This window comes from Streptomyces sp. UC4497, from assembly GCF_054871485.1.
This window is the reverse complement of sequence record NZ_JBTYHB010000005.1, coordinates 24,181-40,635: the sequence shown is the minus strand read 5'-3', so window position 1 is coordinate 40,635 and position 16,455 is coordinate 24,181. Positions and strand designations below refer to the sequence as shown.

The 16,455-nt window shown below is 72.8% G+C and carries 16 protein-coding genes; 10 read left to right on the top strand and 6 right to left on the bottom strand.

The window, feature by feature from the left end:
• Nucleotides 1–211: 211 nt before the first annotated feature.
• Entirely contained in the window at nucleotides 212–1,168 is a 957-nt protein-coding gene (locus tag ACYSUO_RS09070) for a helix-turn-helix transcriptional regulator (RefSeq protein WP_461775537.1), read from the bottom strand.
• Nucleotides 1,169–1,646: 478 nt separating this feature from the next.
• Here ACYSUO_RS09070 and ACYSUO_RS09065 point away from each other — a divergent pair, with 478 nt between their 5' ends.
• Nucleotides 1,647–2,027, top strand: a complete 381-nt coding sequence (locus ACYSUO_RS09065) for an ANTAR domain-containing protein (RefSeq protein WP_461775536.1) — start codon at nucleotides 1,647–1,649, stop codon at nucleotides 2,025–2,027.
• Nucleotides 2,028–2,076: 49 nt separating this feature from the next.
• Here ACYSUO_RS09065 and ACYSUO_RS09060 read toward each other — a convergent pair whose 3' ends face one another.
• The gene (locus ACYSUO_RS09060; protein WP_461775535.1) at nucleotides 2,077–2,598 is read right to left on the bottom strand and encodes a GNAT family N-acetyltransferase; all 522 of its coding nucleotides are present in this window, start codon (nucleotides 2,596–2,598) and stop codon (nucleotides 2,077–2,079) included.
• Here ACYSUO_RS09060 and ACYSUO_RS09055 point away from each other — a divergent pair.
• Both ACYSUO_RS09055 and ACYSUO_RS09050 read left to right on the top strand, forming a co-directional pair.
• Entirely contained in the window at nucleotides 2,597–3,184 is a 588-nt protein-coding gene (locus ACYSUO_RS09055; RefSeq protein ID WP_461775534.1) for a helix-turn-helix domain-containing protein, read from the top strand. The genes ACYSUO_RS09060 and ACYSUO_RS09055 overlap by 2 nt on opposite strands.
• Complete coding sequence (locus ACYSUO_RS09050; protein WP_461775533.1) at nucleotides 3,181–4,413, top strand: MFS transporter; 1,233 nt, start codon at nucleotides 3,181–3,183, stop codon at nucleotides 4,411–4,413. Before ACYSUO_RS09055 ends, ACYSUO_RS09050 begins: the two co-directional genes overlap by 4 nt.
• A 123-nt stretch (nucleotides 4,414–4,536) precedes the next feature.
• Here ACYSUO_RS09050 and ACYSUO_RS09045 read toward each other — a convergent pair whose 3' ends face one another.
• Nucleotides 4,537–4,941 carry a DUF5997 family protein gene (locus tag ACYSUO_RS09045; RefSeq protein ID WP_461775532.1) on the bottom strand — a complete coding sequence of 135 codons (405 nt, stop codon included), beginning with the start codon at nucleotides 4,939–4,941 and terminating at the stop codon, nucleotides 4,537–4,539.
• Between the two features lie 59 nt (nucleotides 4,942–5,000).
• Between ACYSUO_RS09045 and ACYSUO_RS09040 the strand changes: the two genes are divergently transcribed.
• Nucleotides 5,001–5,795: a LysR family substrate-binding domain-containing protein gene (locus tag ACYSUO_RS09040; protein ID WP_461775531.1), complete on the top strand. Its 795-nt coding sequence runs from the start codon at nucleotides 5,001–5,003 to the stop codon at nucleotides 5,793–5,795.
• 118 nt (nucleotides 5,796–5,913) lie between these two features.
• Here the strand turns inward: ACYSUO_RS09040 and ACYSUO_RS09035 are convergent, their stop codons facing one another.
• Entirely contained in the window at nucleotides 5,914–6,531 is a 618-nt protein-coding gene (locus tag ACYSUO_RS09035; RefSeq protein ID WP_461775530.1) for a TetR/AcrR family transcriptional regulator, read from the bottom strand.
• 213 nt (nucleotides 6,532–6,744) lie between these two features.
• Between ACYSUO_RS09035 and ACYSUO_RS09030 the strand changes: the two genes are divergently transcribed.
• The 4 genes from ACYSUO_RS09030 to ACYSUO_RS09015 are packed head-to-tail and all read left to right on the top strand — an operon-like array spanning nucleotide 6,745 to nucleotide 11,546.
• A complete protein-coding gene (locus ACYSUO_RS09030; protein WP_266715989.1) occupies nucleotides 6,745–7,332 on the top strand; it encodes a 2Fe-2S iron-sulfur cluster-binding protein in 588 nt (195 codons plus the stop codon).
• A complete protein-coding gene (locus ACYSUO_RS09025) occupies nucleotides 7,329–8,321 on the top strand; it encodes an FAD binding domain-containing protein (protein ID WP_461775529.1) in 993 nt (330 codons plus the stop codon). The genes ACYSUO_RS09030 and ACYSUO_RS09025 overlap by 4 nt, the downstream gene beginning before the upstream one ends.
• Nucleotides 8,318–10,444, top strand: a complete 2,127-nt coding sequence (locus tag ACYSUO_RS09020; RefSeq protein ID WP_461775528.1) for a xanthine dehydrogenase family protein molybdopterin-binding subunit — start codon at nucleotides 8,318–8,320, stop codon at nucleotides 10,442–10,444. Before ACYSUO_RS09025 ends, ACYSUO_RS09020 begins: the two co-directional genes overlap by 4 nt.
• The gene (locus tag ACYSUO_RS09015) at nucleotides 10,437–11,546 is read left to right on the top strand and encodes an XdhC family protein (protein ID WP_461775527.1); all 1,110 of its coding nucleotides are present in this window, start codon (nucleotides 10,437–10,439) and stop codon (nucleotides 11,544–11,546) included. The genes ACYSUO_RS09020 and ACYSUO_RS09015 overlap by 8 nt, the downstream gene beginning before the upstream one ends.
• An 18-nt stretch (nucleotides 11,547–11,564) precedes the next feature.
• On the opposite strand, the gene ACYSUO_RS09010 is transcribed toward ACYSUO_RS09015, so the two are convergent.
• Entirely contained in the window at nucleotides 11,565–12,596 is a 1,032-nt protein-coding gene (locus ACYSUO_RS09010) for a YihY/virulence factor BrkB family protein (RefSeq protein ID WP_461775526.1), read from the bottom strand.
• A gap of 120 nt (nucleotides 12,597–12,716) precedes the next feature.
• On the opposite strand from ACYSUO_RS09010, the gene ACYSUO_RS09005 reads away from it, so the two are divergent.
• Both ACYSUO_RS09005 and ACYSUO_RS09000 read left to right on the top strand, forming a co-directional pair.
• On the top strand, nucleotides 12,717–13,562 hold the full coding sequence (locus tag ACYSUO_RS09005; RefSeq protein WP_461775525.1) for an endonuclease/exonuclease/phosphatase family protein: 846 nt from the start codon (nucleotides 12,717–12,719) through the stop codon (nucleotides 13,560–13,562).
• Between the two features lie 52 nt (nucleotides 13,563–13,614).
• Complete coding sequence (locus ACYSUO_RS09000; RefSeq protein WP_461775524.1) at nucleotides 13,615–15,081, top strand: aminotransferase class I/II-fold pyridoxal phosphate-dependent enzyme; 1,467 nt, start codon at nucleotides 13,615–13,617, stop codon at nucleotides 15,079–15,081.
• Between the two features lie 8 nt (nucleotides 15,082–15,089).
• On the opposite strand, the gene ACYSUO_RS08995 is transcribed toward ACYSUO_RS09000, so the two are convergent.
• Nucleotides 15,090–16,442, bottom strand: coding sequence for a nucleobase:cation symporter-2 family protein (locus ACYSUO_RS08995; protein WP_461775789.1), 1,353 nt, complete (start codon nucleotides 16,440–16,442; stop codon nucleotides 15,090–15,092).
• Nucleotides 16,443–16,455: the final 13 nt, after the last annotated feature.

Below are 16,455 nucleotides of genomic sequence, written 5' to 3'. Positions count from 1 at the left end.
CTCCAGGGGGCGTGAACGTGGCTGGTTCGAATCCGTGAACGTGGCCGCCCGGAGTCCCATAATCAGGGTGGGGAAAGCCCTTTCTGCGGGCGGTCGTCGTGACGGTAGAGCTGGCGTCGTGTCCGCGTCAACGGCTATGTATGTGATCGTTGTTCGTGAATATGAACGATTAAGGTGTGGGGAGGCCGCCCGCACCGGGCCGCGGCAGGTCTCAGGTGCCGGTCAGCGTCTGGAGCGGGGTGCGTCCGTAGGCCTCGCGGTAGAGCGCGGCGAAGCGGCCGGAGTGGTGGAAGCCCCACCGCGCGGCGATTGCGGTGACCGTCGCGCTCGCCGGATCGGCATCCCGCAGCTCGTCGTGCGCGTGCGCGAGCCGCACCCGGCGCAGATAGGCCAGCGGCGTGGTGTCCAGATGCCGCCGGAAGGCGTATTGCAGCGCCCGGACGGTGACATGGGACGCCGCCGCGATCTCGGCGACGGTGAGCGGCTCCTGGGCGTTCGCGTCGATATGGGCGATGGCGCGCCGCAGCGTCGCGGAGTGGGCGTCGTGCCGGTCCGTCCCGGTGGGCCGGATGAGCGCGGTGTTGGGGAAGGCCAGCAGCACGCTCGCGGCCAGGTGCTGGGCGGCGGTCGAGGTGACCAGCGGCTCGGCGGCGACCGCGGGGTCGGCCAGTACGTGGTCGCGGACGTGGATGATGGTCCGCTTCAAGTGCTGGGCCGCGGCGGCCGACACCGGCCGGTGCCCGATGAGCCGGACCGGTCCCGGCTCCGCTCCAGGGACGGTGGCCGCGACCTGGTTCAGGAGGTCGGGGTCGAGCATGGTGATGTTGTACCGGGCGGCGCAGATCCGCCCCTCGTAGGGCAGTTCGGGCGGGGCGAAGGAGACCATGTCGCCGGGGCCGAAGGCGTCCTCGACGTCGCCGAAGGCGTGATCCTGGACGGTGCCGTCGTGGACGAGGCACAGACAGATCTTCTGAAGTGGCGTCACCGCGTAGCGCATGTCGAAGTCGAGGTCGAGTTCGTCGACGGTCACCCCCGGCATCTCCTCGCGCCGGATCCGCGCACGGCTGGACTCGGGGGTGCCGTTGCCGATGCGCATGCGAGCGTAGTGACGACTGAGAAAATCCTCGGTGACCTCTAGGTCGCTGCTGTCGAAATGCAGTGTGCCCATGTGCGCCGCGCTCCCCGCAAAATCCTCACTGAATATGCCCGGTGCGGTGAGTTTACGACGGCCGCCGGGGCCTCTGCCACGGCGCATACCGGCGAGGGAGGTCGCCTGCGCATTTCGTTTACTGGATGAAGCTCCGCCCGACACTTCGCTCAGAGGACTGCGGGTTTCGAGCGGAAGGCCCGAGCATCAAGAGGTCGGCTCTTCCACAGCCCAAGTACCGTGGCGGCTAGGGCCTGTCGTTTGGATCGGGCCGGATCAGGGAGCGGGGTCCGGTGCGTGCGATCGCAAGGCGGAGGAGGGAGTCGACGCGGAGCGTCGGCGACCGACGACAACGCCGCGAGCGTGCGGGCCGGGCCCCGCGAGCCCGGCCCGATCCAAACGACAGGCCCTACGGGTCGAGAGCGCCTGCCGGCGCTCCCGTCGCAGTCTGAGAAAGGTGAACGTCCTGCCCGCTCCCGCTTCCGAACCTGGTGGCCCCATGGCCTTCTTCATGTTGTCCTCGACGCGGCCGCTCACCCTCCTGTCCGCCACCGACCTCGCCAAGGAGCACGAACGCCTCCAGATCGAGGTGGCGCAGCTCAAGCAGGCCGTGACCTCGCACGCCCTCGTGGACCAGGCGATCGGCGTGGTCGTCGTCCTCGGCCGGATCCCGCCCGAGGACGCGTGGCGCGTGCTGCGCGACGTGTCGCAGCGCACCAACGTCAAGCTGAACCTGGTGGCCCAGCATCTCCTGGAGTTCGCCCAGGGCGGCCTCCTGCCGGACGACGAGCGGTTGGAGCTGCAACGGGCTTGCGTGCGCTATGCCGCGCTGCGGGCCCCGTCGGCGCCGTCGGAGCAGTCCGGAGAGTCCGGAGAGTAGGGGCGGCGGCCGCGGCCGGTGGAGCAGTGAGTGCGGCGGCCGCGGCCGGTCAGCTCAACTGTCGCCGCATGAGGGTCAGATCGAGCCAGCGGCCGAATTTGGTGCCCACCTCGCGGACCGTTCCGGCATGCTCGAAACCGTGCCGCTCGTGCAGGCGGATCGAGGCCGCGTTGCCCGACTCGATCCCGGCGATCATGATGTGCAGGCCCGCGGCGGTGGCCGATTCGACGAGCGTCGTCAGCAGGGCGGACCCGATACCGGCCCCCTGGTGGCCGCCGGTGACGTACACCGAGTTCTCCACGGTGTGCCGGAAGCCGGAGTACGCCTTCCAGGGCCCGTAGACACCGAACCCGACGACCTCTCCGCCCAGCTCGGCCACGTAGGCCGAACCGCGCTCGAGATGCGCGCCCAGCCAGGCCGCGCCCTCCTCGCGGGACTGCGGCGTGTCCGTCCACAGCGCCGTGCCGTGCTCGATGGCGTGATTGCGGATGGCGAGGACGGCGTCCAGGTCGTCCTCGTGGGCCGGGCGAACCTTCACCGCCGGGGCCCGCGTCTCGTATCGTAGAACCATGTCCAATATCGTAGACCCCCTGGTGGAGCGCATCGGTGCCCGGATCCGCGCGGAGCGGGACCGGCGCCGTTGGACCCTCGCGGAGCTGGCCGAGGAGTCCGGGGTGTCACGGGCGATGATCCACCGGATCGAGCGCGGCGAGAGCAGCCCGAGCGCCGTGATCCTCGGCAAGCTGTCGGCGGCGTTCCGGCTGAGCGTGGCGACGCTCCTCGACCCGGAGCCGGAACCGGGGCCCGGGTCGGCCGAGGAGCGGGTGCGGCGCGCGGAGGCGGCGCCGCAGTGGCACGACCCGGAGACCGGATACGCGCGACGGCAGGTGTCGGGACCCGGTTTCCCCGCGGAGGTGGCCGAGATCCGGCTCCCGGCCGGGGCCGAAGTCCCCTACCCGGCCGCGGCGTTCGCGTTCCACCGCCAGATCATCTGGGTGCTCGAAGGACACCTCACGTTCCACGAGGGCGACGTCGTGCACGAACTCGACGCGGGCGACACGGTCGAACTGGGCCCGCCCACGGCCTGCGTCTTCGCCAACTCCACGCAGCAGGACTGCCGTTACGCCGTGGTCCTCGTGCGCGGCGAGGCGCCGTGAGGCTGCCGCGCGGGGGCGTCGCGGTGCTCTCCTGCACCGCCGGAGTGGCGCTCGCCAACAACTACGCGATCCAGCCGGCGCTCGGCGACGTCGCCCGCGACACCGGCTCCTCGGCCGCCGCCATCGGCCTCGTCACGACGGCCGCGCTCGGCGGCTGCATCGCCGGATTCGCCTTCCTGCTGCCGCTCGCGGACCGGGCGGCGCCGCGGCGGCTCGTCGCGGGACAGCTCGCGCTGCTCACGACGGGCCTGCTGCTCGCCTCCTGCGCCCCCGGCCTCGGCCTGCTGCTCCTCGCATACGTGATGGTGGGCGTGGGGGCGAGCGTCAGCGCGATGGCGTCCACGATCGCCGGGCGCGGGGTGCCGGGGGAGCGGCGCGGGACGGCCGTCGCGGGCGTCGCGGCGGGCATGTCGGCCGGGATCCTGCTGAGCCGGCTCGTCGGCGGGGCGCTCGCGGACGCGCTCGGCTGGCGGGGGATGCTGCTCGCGTTCGCGGGGCTCGTGGTGGTCTGCGGGGCGACCGCGTGGGTGCGGCTGCCGGGGGAGCGGCCCGAGGGCGCCGGCAGCGGCGGGTACCTCGGCACCGTCGCCGCGCTGCCCGGACTGCTGCGCCGGCACCGTGCGCTGCGGCTCGCGGTGCTGAGCGGCAGCCTCTGGTACCTGGCCTTCAGCCTCGTCTGGGTCGCGCTCACGGTGCGGCTCGCGCAGCCGCCGTACGGGCTCGACGCCGCGCACATCGGCCTGTACAGCCTGGCCGGGGCGCTCGGGTTCGCGGCGCTGCCCGTGGCCGGGCGGCTGGGGGACCGGTACTCGCCGCGGGCGGTGATCGCCGGGAGCATGGTGGTCGCGTCCGTCGGTGCGGCGCTGCTGTGCACGGGGCTCGACCGGCCCGTGGTGACGGGGGCGGGCCTCGCCCTGGTCGACGCGGGCTGCTTCACGGCCCAGGCCGCCAACCAGACCCGCGTCATGTCCATCGACCCGCACCGCAGCGGCAGCCTCAGCGGCGTCTACCTGCTCCTGTACTTCCTGGCGGGAGCCCTCGGAGCGGGGGTGGCGGCGCCGCTTGTCGGGGTGGGGGGTTGGGGCGGGGCGAGCGGGGTGGTGTGTGGGGCGTTGGTGGTGGCGGGGGCGCTGGTCGTCATCAGGGCCCGGCCGCTGCGGGGAACGGGGGCCGATTCAAGCCCTTGCGACGATCGAGGCCGGGGCAATTTAAGCCCCTGCGGCGATTGAGCAGCGGGGTCCGGGGCAGAGCCCCGATCTTTCAAGCCCCGCCGGCGATTGAGGCGCGGGGTCCGGGGCGGAGCCCCGTGCGGTGGGGCGCAGGCCACCCGGTGACCTCAACGCCCCACCCGATCACGCCTCGCGCTGAGCCCGCTTCTCCGCCTGCTCCGCGTGCAGCTTCTTCACGCGCACGTTCTCCTTGCGGACATCCGCCTGCGTGGCCCGCTCCGCCTGCAGCCACTCGGGGTTCTCGGTCTTGATCGCGTCGATCTGCTCCGTGGTCAGCGCCTCCGTGACGCCGCCGCGGGCGAGCCCCGAGATGGAGACGCCGAGCTTCTGCGCCACCACGGGGCGCGGGTGCGGCCCGTTCGCGCGCAGGTCGACGAGCCACTGCGGCGGCTCGGCCTGCAGGGCGGTCAGCTCGGCGCGCGTGACGACGCCCTCCTGGAACTCGGCGGGCGTGGCGTCGAGGAACACACCCAGCTTCTTCGCCGCGGTCGCGGGCTTCATGGTCTGGGTGCTCTGGTGCGAACTCATGAGGTCAAGGGTATCGATCGCGACGGGGCCCGCCGACCACGGCGGGTAGCCTTGGCCCCGTGACCGGCACGCAAGAGACCCCCGCACCGCCCTCAGGCCCCCGCTTCCGCCTGGCCTACGTTCCCGGGGCCACCCCCGCCAAGTGGGTGCGGATCTGGCGTGAGCGTCTGCCCGACGTGCCGCTCGACCTGGTGCAGGTGACCGCGGCCGAGGTGCCCGACGTGCTGCGCCGCGGGGACGCCGACGCGGGCCTCGTGCGGCCGCCCGTGGACCGTACGTACTTCAGCGCGATCCCGCTCTACACCGAGAAGACCGTGGTCGTGGCCCCGAAGGACCACCTCGTGACCGCCGCGGACGAGGTCACGCTCGCCGACCTCGACGACGAGATCGTCCAGCATCCGCTCGACGACGTGCTCGGTTGGGAGCGGCCGCCGGGGCAGCCCGCCTTCGAGCGGCCCGCCACCACGGCCGACGCGATCGAGCTGGTCGCGGCGGGTGTGGGTCTGCTCGTCGTTCCCATGTCGCTCGCCCGTCTGCACCACCGCCGCGACCTCACGTACCGCACGGTCACCGACGCGCCGGAGTCGAGCGTGGTGCTCGCGTGGCCCGAGGAGCGCACCACGGATCACGTCGAGGACTTCATCGGCATCGTGCGTGGCCGCACGGTGAACAGTTCGCGGGGGCGTACGCAGGCGGAGCCCGAGAAGAAGGCGGCCGAGAAGAAGCGGCAGCCGGGGAAGAAGCCGTTCGTGAAGCCGGGGCGGATTCGGCAGGACGGGAAGCCGCAGTCGAAGCGGAGCGCCAATAAGCCGGCGAAGAACGCGAAGGGTGGCAAGCCGCGGAAGCGTTCCTGAGTCACCGGGTCCTCGTGCACGGTCGACCGTCCTCCGGTCGCGGGGCTCCGCCCCGGGCCCCGCGCCTCAATCGCCGGCGGGGCTGAAAAGATCGGGGCTCCGCCCCGGACCCCGCGCCTCAAACGCCGGCGGGGCTGGATGTGCCGCCAGGGCCCGACGCGCCTGGCGCACCCGCCCGCAGTCCGTCCATCACCAGGTCCAGCAGGCGTCCCGCCCGTGTTTGCCAGTCGCCTCGTGGGTCGATCAGCCACAAGCCCGCGATGGCCAGCATGAAGTCGTCCGGGGTGACGTCGGGGCGGATCGTGCCCGCCTTTTCGTTCGCGTCCAGGAGGTGCGTGACCGCCTCGGTCAGTGGGGCGTGCGCGAGTTGTTTCATCGTGCCGCGCGCGCTGGTCGCCTCGCGGAGGGCGTCCGCGAGGCCCGCCTTGGCCATCGCGTACTGGGCGAGGCGGTCCATCCACTCGCGCAGCGCCAGCTCCGGCGGTCGTCCGCACAGCAACTCGCAGGCCGCGTCGGCGACCTGCTCCACCTCGTAGCGGTACACCTCGAGGACGAGCGCCTCACGGCTGGGGAAGTTGCGGTAGAACGTGCCCTGCCCGACGCCCGCCTTCTTCGCGATCGCGCTCAACGGCGTGTCCGCGGAGCGTGTCAGCTCGGCCAGGGCCACCTCGAGGATGCGGTCGCGATTGCGCTGCGCGTCCGAGCGCAGCGCGGCCGACTTCTTCGCGTGGCCCACGCGACTTCACCTCCTTCTGCCGTGGCGGGGAATAGTCCTTGCTAGGCGGACAGTTGTCCACTACGTTCGTGTCCCGTTGAACGGACAGCTGTCCGGTTGGAGTCCACACCATAGTGGTACGGGCGCCGGACCGCATCCATGCCCGGTCCGCGTTCCACCCTGCGTACAGCGCCGATTCTCCACGCACCAGACACGCGAAAGAAGGCTGCACACATGCCCCCAGCTGACACCGGCGGCACGACCGTGTCCGCTACGTCCAGCGTCGTCACCTTGAACATCAACGGGGAGAAGCACACGCTGCCCGTCGACCACCGCACCACGCTGCTCGACGCCCTGCGCGAGCGGCTCGATCTGACCGGCACGAAGAAGGGCTGCGACCAGGGGCAGTGCGGCGCCTGCACGGTGCTCGTCGACGGGCGCAGGACCGTCGCCTGTCTGCAGCTCGCGGTCGCCGCCGAGGACCGCGAGATCACCACCATCGAGGGCATCGCCGGCCCGGACGGCGAACTGCACCCGGTGCAGGAGGCGTTCGTCGAGCTCGACGGCTACCAGTGCGGCTACTGCACGCCCGGCCAGATCTGTTCGGCCCTCGCCGTCATCGAGGAGCACGCCGCGGGCTGGCCGTCCGCGGCCACCGGCGACGTGCGGCCCGAGGCCGGGCCGCAGCCGCTGACCCCGGAGGAGATCAGGGAGCGCATGAGCGGAAACCTGTGCCGCTGCGGCGCCTACGTGTCGATCGTGCAAGCGGTCGCCCACGCGGCCGCGCACTCCGCCGACGACGCGAAGGAGACCGTGGCGTGAGGGAGTTCGGATACGAGCGGGCGTCCGATGTGTCGGGCGCGGTGGCGGTGCTCGGTGCCGACCCCGAGGCGCGCTTCCTCGGCGGCGGCACCAACCTCGTCGACCTGATGAAGATCGGCGTCGAGCGGCCCGCACGCCTCGTCGACGTACGGGAACTGCCGCTCGACAGCGTCGAGTTGACCGAAGACGGTGGGCTGCGCATCGGGGCCACCGTCACCAACAGCGACCTCGCCGCCCACCCCGAAGTGCGGCGCCGCTACCCGGCGTTGACGCAGGCCGTGCTCGCCGGGGCCTCCGGGCAGCTGCGCAACATGGCCACCGTCGGCGGCAATCTGCTGCAGCGCACCCGCTGCGGCTACTTCACCGACGTCAGCAAGCCGTGCAACAAGCGGGAGCCCGGCAGTGGTTGCCCGGCCGTCGAGGGCGAGCACCGCAATCACGCCATCCTCGGCGCGAGCGAGCACTGCGTGGCCGTGCACCCGTCCGACATGGGTGTCGCGCTCGCCGCGTTCGACGCCGTCGTCGAGTACGAAACCGCCGAGGGCAAGGGCGAGTTGGCGCTGGCCGACTTCTACCGGCCCGTCGGTGACACCCCGCACCTGGAGACCGGGCTCCCGGCCGGTGCGCTCATCACCGCCGTCACCCTGCCGCCCGCGCCCGTCGCGGCGAACTCGGTGTACCGCAAGGTCCGCGAGCGCGCCTCGTACGCTTTCGCGATCGGCTCCGTGGCCGCCGCCGTCGACGTACAGGACGGCGTCGTACGGGACGCGCGGATCGCGCTCGGCGCGGTCGCCTCGCGGCCGTGGCGGGCCCGTGCCGCGGAGGCGGCGCTGATCGGGCAGCCCGCCGAGGGTGCGACGTTCGCGGCCGCCGCCGACGCCGAACTCGCGGCGGCGAAGCCGCTGCCCGACAGCAGGTACAAGGTGCCCCTGATGCGCAATCTGATCGTTGCGCTGCTCACCGAACTCGCCTCGGAGGCCACCCGATGACGACCACCACCACAGCGGCCGGCACGACCAAATCGGGCTCGGTGGGTGTCGGGCGCAGCCGGATCGAGGGCCGCGAGAAGGTCACGGGGGCCGCCCGGTACGCGGGCGAGTTCCCGTTCACCGATCTCGCGCACGGCTGGCTCGTGCTGTCCACCGTGGCGCGCGGCCGGGTCCGCTCGGTCGGTGAGGAGGCCGTGCGCGCCATGCCCGGCGTGCTGGCCGTCATGCACCACGGCAACGCGCCCCGCATCAACACCGACTACCTCACCCTGATGGGTCCGCCGGACGGCATCCTCCACGTCTTCCAGGACGACAAGGTGAAGCACGCGGGCTGGCCCGTCGCGCTCGTCGTCGCCGAGACCTCCGAGCAGGCCAGGGAGGCCGCGGAGGCGCTCGTCGTCGAGTACGACACCGAGCCGCACGACATCGCCTTCGAGGCCGACCGGCCCGGCACCTACGCGCCCGAGGGCTCGGAGGCGACCAAGGGCGACCTGGAGGCCGAACTCGCCGCGTCCGCCGCCGTGGTGGACGAGCGCTACACCACCCCTGAGGCGCACCACACGGCCATGGAGCCGCACGCGGTGACCGTGCGCTGGGAGGACGGGCGCCTGGAGGTGTACGACGCCAACCAGGGCAGCAAGGCAGTCGCCGACCAGCTCGCGCAGACCTTCTCGCTCGACCCGTCCGCCGTGCGTGTGCGCTCGGAACACGTCGGCGGCGCCTTCGGCGGCAAGCTCGTGGCGGCGCATCACATCGCCGCCGTGATGGCCGCGACCGAACTCCAGCGCCCCGTCCGGCTCGCCCTGACGCGTCGCCAGGTCTTCGCGATCACCACCTACCGCAGCCCCACCACCCAGCGAATGCGGCTCGGCGCCGACGCCGACGGACGGCTGCGCGCGTTCGGGCACGACGCGCAGTCGCTGACGTCGAACATCCGCGAGTTCGTCGAGGCGAGCGCCGGATACGGGCGCGTGATGTACGCGTCCGATGCGCACTACTCGGTGAACCGTGTGGTGCCCGTGGACCTGCCGACCCCGGGGTTCGTCCGGGCGCCCGGCGAGGCCCCCGGCTCGTACGCCGTGGAGTCGGCGCTCGACGAGCTCGCCGAGAAGCTCGGCATGGACCCGGTCGAACTGCGCGTGCGCAACGAGCCCGAGGTCGGTCCGGTCTCCGGGCTGCCCTTCAGCAGCCGCAATCTCCTCGGCTGCTACGAGGAGGGCGCGCGCCGCTTCGGCTGGGCGGGCCGCGACCCGCGACCGCGCGTGCGCCGCGAGGGCCGCTGGCTCCTCGGCACGGGCGTGGCCGCCTGCTCCTTCCCGTCCGGTGTCGCCCCGTCCACGGCGTCCGTCACCGCCGAGCACGACGGTACGTTCACGGTCCGGATCACGGCGGCGGACGTCGGCACAGGCGCCCGTACCGCGCTGACCCAGATCGCCGCCGACGAACTCGGCGTCGACCAGGGCCTGGTGCGGGTGCGGATCGCCGACAGCGACTTCGGGCAGGCGTGGCTCTCGGGCGGCTCCATGGGCACCCGCTCCTGGGGCTGGGCCGTGATGGCGGCCAGCCGCGAACTGCGCGACCGGCTGTCCCCGACCGCCCCCATTCCGACCGAGGGCCTCACGGTCCGCACCGACACCACCGAACTGGTCGGCGCCCTCGCGCAGAAGGAGCGCTACTCCTACGGCGCGCAGTTCGCCGAGGTCGCCGTGGACGTGGCGAGCGGCGAGGTCCGCGTGCGCCGCCTCCTCGGCGTCTTCTCCGCGGGCCGCATCATCAACCCCCTCACCGCGCGCAGCCAGTTGGTGGGCGGCATGACGTGGGGCATCTCCATGGCCCTGCACGAGGAGGCCGTGCGGGACGCGGCGGACGGCGGGCACGTCGGCGCCGACTTCGCGGGCTACCACGTCGCCGCCAACGCGGACGTGCCGGTCATCGAGGCGCACTGGGTCGACGACACCGACCCGGACGACCCCGTCGGCATCAAGGGCGTCGGCGAGATCGGCATCGTCGGCACGGCCGCCGCGATCGGCAACGCCGTGTGGCACGCGACCGGGGTGCGCCACCGCGATCTGCCGCTGCGGCCCGACCGGGTGCTGCTCGCCGAGGCGGAGCGCAATGCTTGACCTCGCCGCCGAGCTGAGCGAATGGGCCGCGCAGGGCCGGGAGTTCGCTGTCGCCACCGTCGTCTCGGTGAGCGGCAGCGCGCCCCGGCCGCCCGGCGCGGCCCTCGCCGTCGACTCGGCGGGCGAGGTCATCGGCTCGGTCTCCGGCGGCTGCGTCGAGGGCGCGGTGTACGAACTGTGTGTCCAGGCGCTCGCGGACGGTACGCCGGCCCGCGAGCGGTTCGGCTACAGCGACGACGACGCGTTCGCCGTGGGTCTGACCTGCGGCGGCGAGGTCGAGGTGCACGTCGAACCGGTGCGGCTCGACTCGCCGTCCCGGGCGACGGTGGTCTCCGCGCTCGCCGTCGCGGCGCGCGGCGAGGCGGTGGCGCTGGCCCGCATCCTCGACGGGCCGGGCGAACTCGCGTCCACCGGGGGCCTGTTGATGGTCCACCCCGACGGCTCGCACGAGGGGCGGCTCACGGAAGGCGACGACTCGGGGCTCGCGGCGCAGACCCGCGCCTACCTCGACCTCGGCCGCACCGGGCTGTGCGAGGTGCCGGAGAGCAAGGCGCGCTGCGACGGCGACGTCACCCTGTTCGTCGAGTCGAGCGTGCCGCCCGCGCGGATGATCGTGTTCGGCGCGGTGGACTTCGCGGGCGCGCTGGTCAAGGTCGGCAAGCTGCTCGGCTTCCACGTCACCCTGTGCGACGCGCGCGGCGTCTTCGCCACGCGGGCCCGCTTCCCGGAGGCGGACGAGGTGGTCGTGGAGTGGCCGGACCGCTACCTCCGCTCGACCGAAACCGACGAACGCACGGTGCTGTGTGTGCTGACGCACGATGCGAAGTTCGATGTGCCGCTGCTGGAGGTCGCGTTGCGGCTTCCGGTCGCGTACGTCGGGGCGATGGGCTCGCGGCGCACGCACGACGACCGGATGGAGAAGCTGCGCGAAGTCGGTCTGGGCGAAGCCGAGTTGGAGCGCCTGCACTCCCCGATAGGGCTCGACATCGGCGGCCGTACACCGGAGGAGACCGCCGTGTCGATCGGCGCGGAGATCGTCGCGGCACGGCGCGGCGGGAGCGGACAGCCGCTGCGCGCCGGCGAGGGGGCGATCCACGGCTGAGCGGCGGCGCCGCGGGCGTTACGCCGGTCGGCCGCCGGGGGCTGCCTTGCGGCGGAGCCGTGCCGGCCACTTGCGGGTGTCGCGCGGCTCCACGTACGGCTCCTCGTCCTCGGGGTGGCCGCTGCCGATGGCGCGCTCCCGGGCCAGCTCCGCGTCGAATTCCAGGCCGAGCAGCAGCGCCAGGTTCGACAGCCACAGCCAGACCAGGAAGATGATGGCGCCGGCCAGCGTGCCGTACGTCTTGTTGTACGAGCCGAACCAGGCCACGTACAGCGCGAAGCCGCCCGAGGCCGCCAGCCACAGCAGCACCGCGAGCAGGCTGCCGGGGCTCAGCCAACGGAAGCCGGGGCCACGGACGTTGGGCGCGCGCCAGAACAGCAGCGCCACCATCAGGACGACCAGCGCGAGCAGCACCGGCCACTTCGCGATGTTCCACGTCATGAGCGCCGCGTCGCCCGCCCCGAGCGCGTCGCCCGCGCGCTTGGCGAGCGGCCCGGTGAACACGATGATGATCGAGCTCATCGCGAGCAGCACCATCAGCACGACGGTCAGCGCGACGGTCAGCGGTGTCAGCTTCCAGACCGGGCGGCCCTCCTCCGTGTCGTAGACGGCGTTCGCGGTGCGGATGAACGCGGCGACATAGCGGGAGGCCGACCAGACCGCGACCAGGAGGCTCAGGATCGCGACCGCGCCGCTGGCCCCGCCGCTGTCCTGCAACTGCCGCACGGCGTCGCCCAGCAGATCGCGCACCGGGCCCGGTGTGAGATTGCGCAGGTTGTCCAGGACGCCCGTCGTCGCCCGCTCGCCGATCACGCCGAGGAGGGACACCAGGACGAGCAGCGCGGGAAAGATCGAGAGGACGCCGTAGTACGTCAGCGCGGCGGCCCGGTCGGGCAGGTCGTCGTCGAGGAACTCCTTCCCGGTGCGGCGCAGCACCGCCCACCAGGAGCGGGCCGGAAGGTCCGTCGGGTCCTGCGGGCCAGGCTCACTCGTCGCCGCGGTCTCGGCGGGCCCGTCCTCGTCGTGTCCGGGATGCTTGGGGTGGGTCATGGTGCTCCCTCAACTCGCGCTCGGCGCCAGGGGGCGTCCGTGTCTCCCGAGTCCCCTCGAAGGGGCTGCTCACGCCCGGAATCCGGGTACCCGGCCCGGTGTCCCGTACAAGGAGCTCCGATGACCGCGACATCGCGCCTGCGCGCGCTGACCATGAACGTCCTCGCCCCCGAGTACGCGGACGGCCCCGCGCGCCGCCGTGTCCTCGACGCCGCACTCGCCGACGCGGCGCCCGACGTGCTGGCCCTGCAAGAAGTGGTGCGGGACGACGTGCGACGGCTCGAGGCCGACGGCTGGCGGGTCGTCCCGCACCCGCGCAGCGGCCCGGACGGCGTCGGCGCGCTGCTCGCCGTCCGCGCGCCGCTCGGCCGCGTGCGCACCGATCCGCTGCAGGTGACGGAGCGTACGACGGGTACGCCGTGGTGCGGGGTGGTGGCGGCCGAGGTCGCGTACGAGGAGCCCCTCGGCAGCGTCCTCGTCGTCCACCACAAACCCAGCTGGCCCTACGGCTTCGAGGCCGAGCGGGAGCGGCAGGCGCGGGCCGCGGCCCTCCTGGCGGAGCGGATGCTCGCCGAGGGGGCCGGGCGGCTGCGGCACGTCGTCGTCCTCGGCGACTTCGACGCGGGGCCCGACGCCGCGAGCCTGCGGTTCTGGCGCGGCCTGCAGTCCCTGGGCGGGGCGAGCGTCTGCTACCAGGACGCGTGGGAGGCCCGGCACGGCGACGCGCCGGGACACACCTTCAGCCCGGACAATCCGCTGGTGCGGGCGGGGGACATGCCGCTGGAGGCGGGGCGCCGCATCGACCATGTGCTGGCGCGCTGCGGACGGCACGGGCCGACCCTGCGGGTCGAGGCGTGCGAGCGGTTCCTCGTCGAACCGATCGACGGGGTGCAGGTCAGTGATCACTACGGGGTGTGCGCCGACTTCGCGGTGCCGGAGCGGGAGCCCGGGGCGTGGGCGGAGTGATCCGGCAGGCGCAGGTGGCATGAACAGGCCCGGTACCCGGTACCCGGCCCCCATGGATCACACCGCCGCCCCCGTCCTCGAAGCCCTCGACTCGTACCACGCGCACGGCAGGCTCGCCTTCACGCCACCCGGTCACAAGCAGGCGCGCGGCGCCGACGAGCAGGCCAGGAGAGTGCTCGGCGACGCCTTCCACTCGGACGTCCTCGCGAACGGCGGCCTGGACGACCGCCGGATGCGCGGCCGGGTGCTGCGGCGCGCCGAGGAGCTGATGGCCGACGCGGTCCACGCCGACCACACGTTCTTCACCACGTGCGGCAGCTCCCTGTCGGTCAAGGCCGCCATGCTGGCCGTCGCCGGGCCCCACGAGCAGCTGCTCATCGGGCGTGACGCCCACAAGTCCGTGGTGAGCGGGCTGATCCTGTGCGGTATCGACCCCGTGTGGGTCGAACCGCAGTGGGACGCCGAGCGGGGCCTCGCGCATCCGCCCTCCCCGCAGGCGTACGAGGAGGCCTTCGAGCGCCACCCGGACGCGCGCGGAGCGCTGATCACCAGCCCGACCCCGTACGGGACCTGCGCCGACCTGGAGCGGCTCGCCGAGGTCTGCCACGCGCGCGGCAGGCCGCTGATCGTCGACGAGGCGTGGGGCGCGCACCTGCCGTTCCACCCCGACCTGCCCAAGTGGGCCATGGACGCGGGCGCCGACGTGTGTGTCACCAGCATCCACAAGATGGGCAGCGGCCTGGAGCAGGGCTCGGTGTTCCATCTGCGCGGCGACCTCATCGACCGGGAGACGCTCGCCTCCCGCGCCGATCTGCTCGGCACCACCAGTCCCTCCGTCCTCATCTACGCGGGCCTCGACGGCTGGCGGCGCCAGATGCGGCTGCACGGCCGCGAACTCCTGGGCGACGCCCTCGACCTCGCGACGGAGGCACGGCAGAGCATCGACGCGATCGACGGCCTGCACGTGTACGGCCGCGACGAACTCACCGGCGCCGGCCTCGCCCGCGACCTCGACCCGCTGCCCGTCCTCATCGACGTCGCCGACCTCGACACGAGCGGCTACCGCGTCGCCGACTGGCTGCGCTCCCACCGCGCCCTCGACGTGCACATCGCCGACCACCGCAGGGTCGGCGCCCAGCTCACCTTCGCGGACTCCCCGGCGACGCTCGGGGCCCTCCTCGACGGCCTGCGGGACGTCGCCGAACACCGCGCCGAGCTGAGCGGCGCGCCCACCGTCGCCGTACCGAAGCCGTCCGAACTCCGCCTGGAACAGGCGATGTTGCCGCGCGACGCGTACTTCGGGCCGATCGAGGAGGTACCGCTGGAACGCGCGGCCGGACGCGTCGCCGCCGAGATGGCCACCCCGTACCCGCCGGGCATCCCGACGGTGCTGCCGGGGGAGCGGCTCACCGAACCGGTGCTCACCTATCTGCGTACGGGCCTCACGGCGGGCATCAACGTCCCCGATCCGGCGGACCCGGAACTGCGCACGATCCGGGTGGCGGTGGAACCCTCCTGAAGCGGCCGCTAAGGGCTCCCGGCCGCCGCCTCACGCCGCACCTCCGGCGCTCGCTCGGGCGCGGCCACGTGCCCTGAACTCCCGCCGTTGAACGCCAGGTTCAGGCCGAACGCCAGCAGCGTCGCGCTCGTCACCGGTGAGCCGAGGACGATGCCGACGCCCTCCGGGAAACGCGAGTACAGATCGGGTGCCACCTCGGGCGCCATGCCGACGCCGATCGACACCGCGACGATCAGCAGGTTGTGCGTGCCGTCGAACTCGACCTTGCGGAGCGTGTTGATGCCGACCGCGGCGACCGTCGCGAACATCACGAGCCCCGCCGCGCCGACCACCGGCTGCGGCAACCCGGCGACCAGCGCGCCGAGTTTGGGCACCAGACCGAGGACCACGAGGATGCCGCCGGCGACCGTCGCGACGTGCCGGCTGCGCACCTTCGTCATCGTCACCAGGCCCACGTTCTGCGCGAACACCGTGTCCAGGAACGCGTTCATGACGCCGCCCAGCACCCCGGAGAGCCCGTCCGCGGCCAGCCCGCGTGCCATGTCGGCGGTGGTCAGCCGCTTCCCGGTCAGCTCCGCGACCGCGATCAGATCGGCCGTCGACTCGGCGAACAGGACCAGCATCACCACGCACATCGACAGCACGGCGACCGCGGGGAACTCCGGAGCCCCGAAGTGGAAGGGGGCGCTGACCCCGATCCAGTCCGCGGTCCGCGCCGCCGAGAAGTCGACCAGGCCGAGCGGCACGGCGACCGCCGTCCCCGCCAACAGGCCCAGCAGCACGCCGGTTTGGGCGAGGAACCCGCGCCCGAACCGAGCCACCAGCAGGATCACGATGACGACGAACGCGGCGAGCGCCAGCCGCGAGGGCGCCGCGTGGTCGGCGGCCTTCGGATCGTTCCCGACGACCAGGTTCACGCCCACGCCGATCAGCGCGAGCCCCACCACCGTGATCACCACGCCGCTCACCAGTGGCGGAAAGAAGCGGACCGCCTTCGCGAACGGGTAGGCGATCAGCAGCCCGAACACACCGGCCGCGAGCATCGACCCGTACACCGCCTGCAGGCCGTACTCCCCGGCGATCAGAATCATCGGCGTCACCGCGGTGAACGCCGCCCCCGCCATCACCGGCATCCGCACGCCGAGGAACCGGCCGACACCGGCGCCCTGAATCATCGTGACGACGCCCGCGACGAGCAGATCGGCGTTGATCAGTACGGCGATCGTCGCGGCGTCGAGGCCCGCTGCGGCGCCGAATACCAGCGGCACGGTCACACACCCCGTGTACATCACGAGCACGTGCTGGAGCCCCAGCACCGCGAGCCGCCCGAAACCGGCCCGCTGTCCGCCCTTCGCAGGCATCGTCACGTCAACC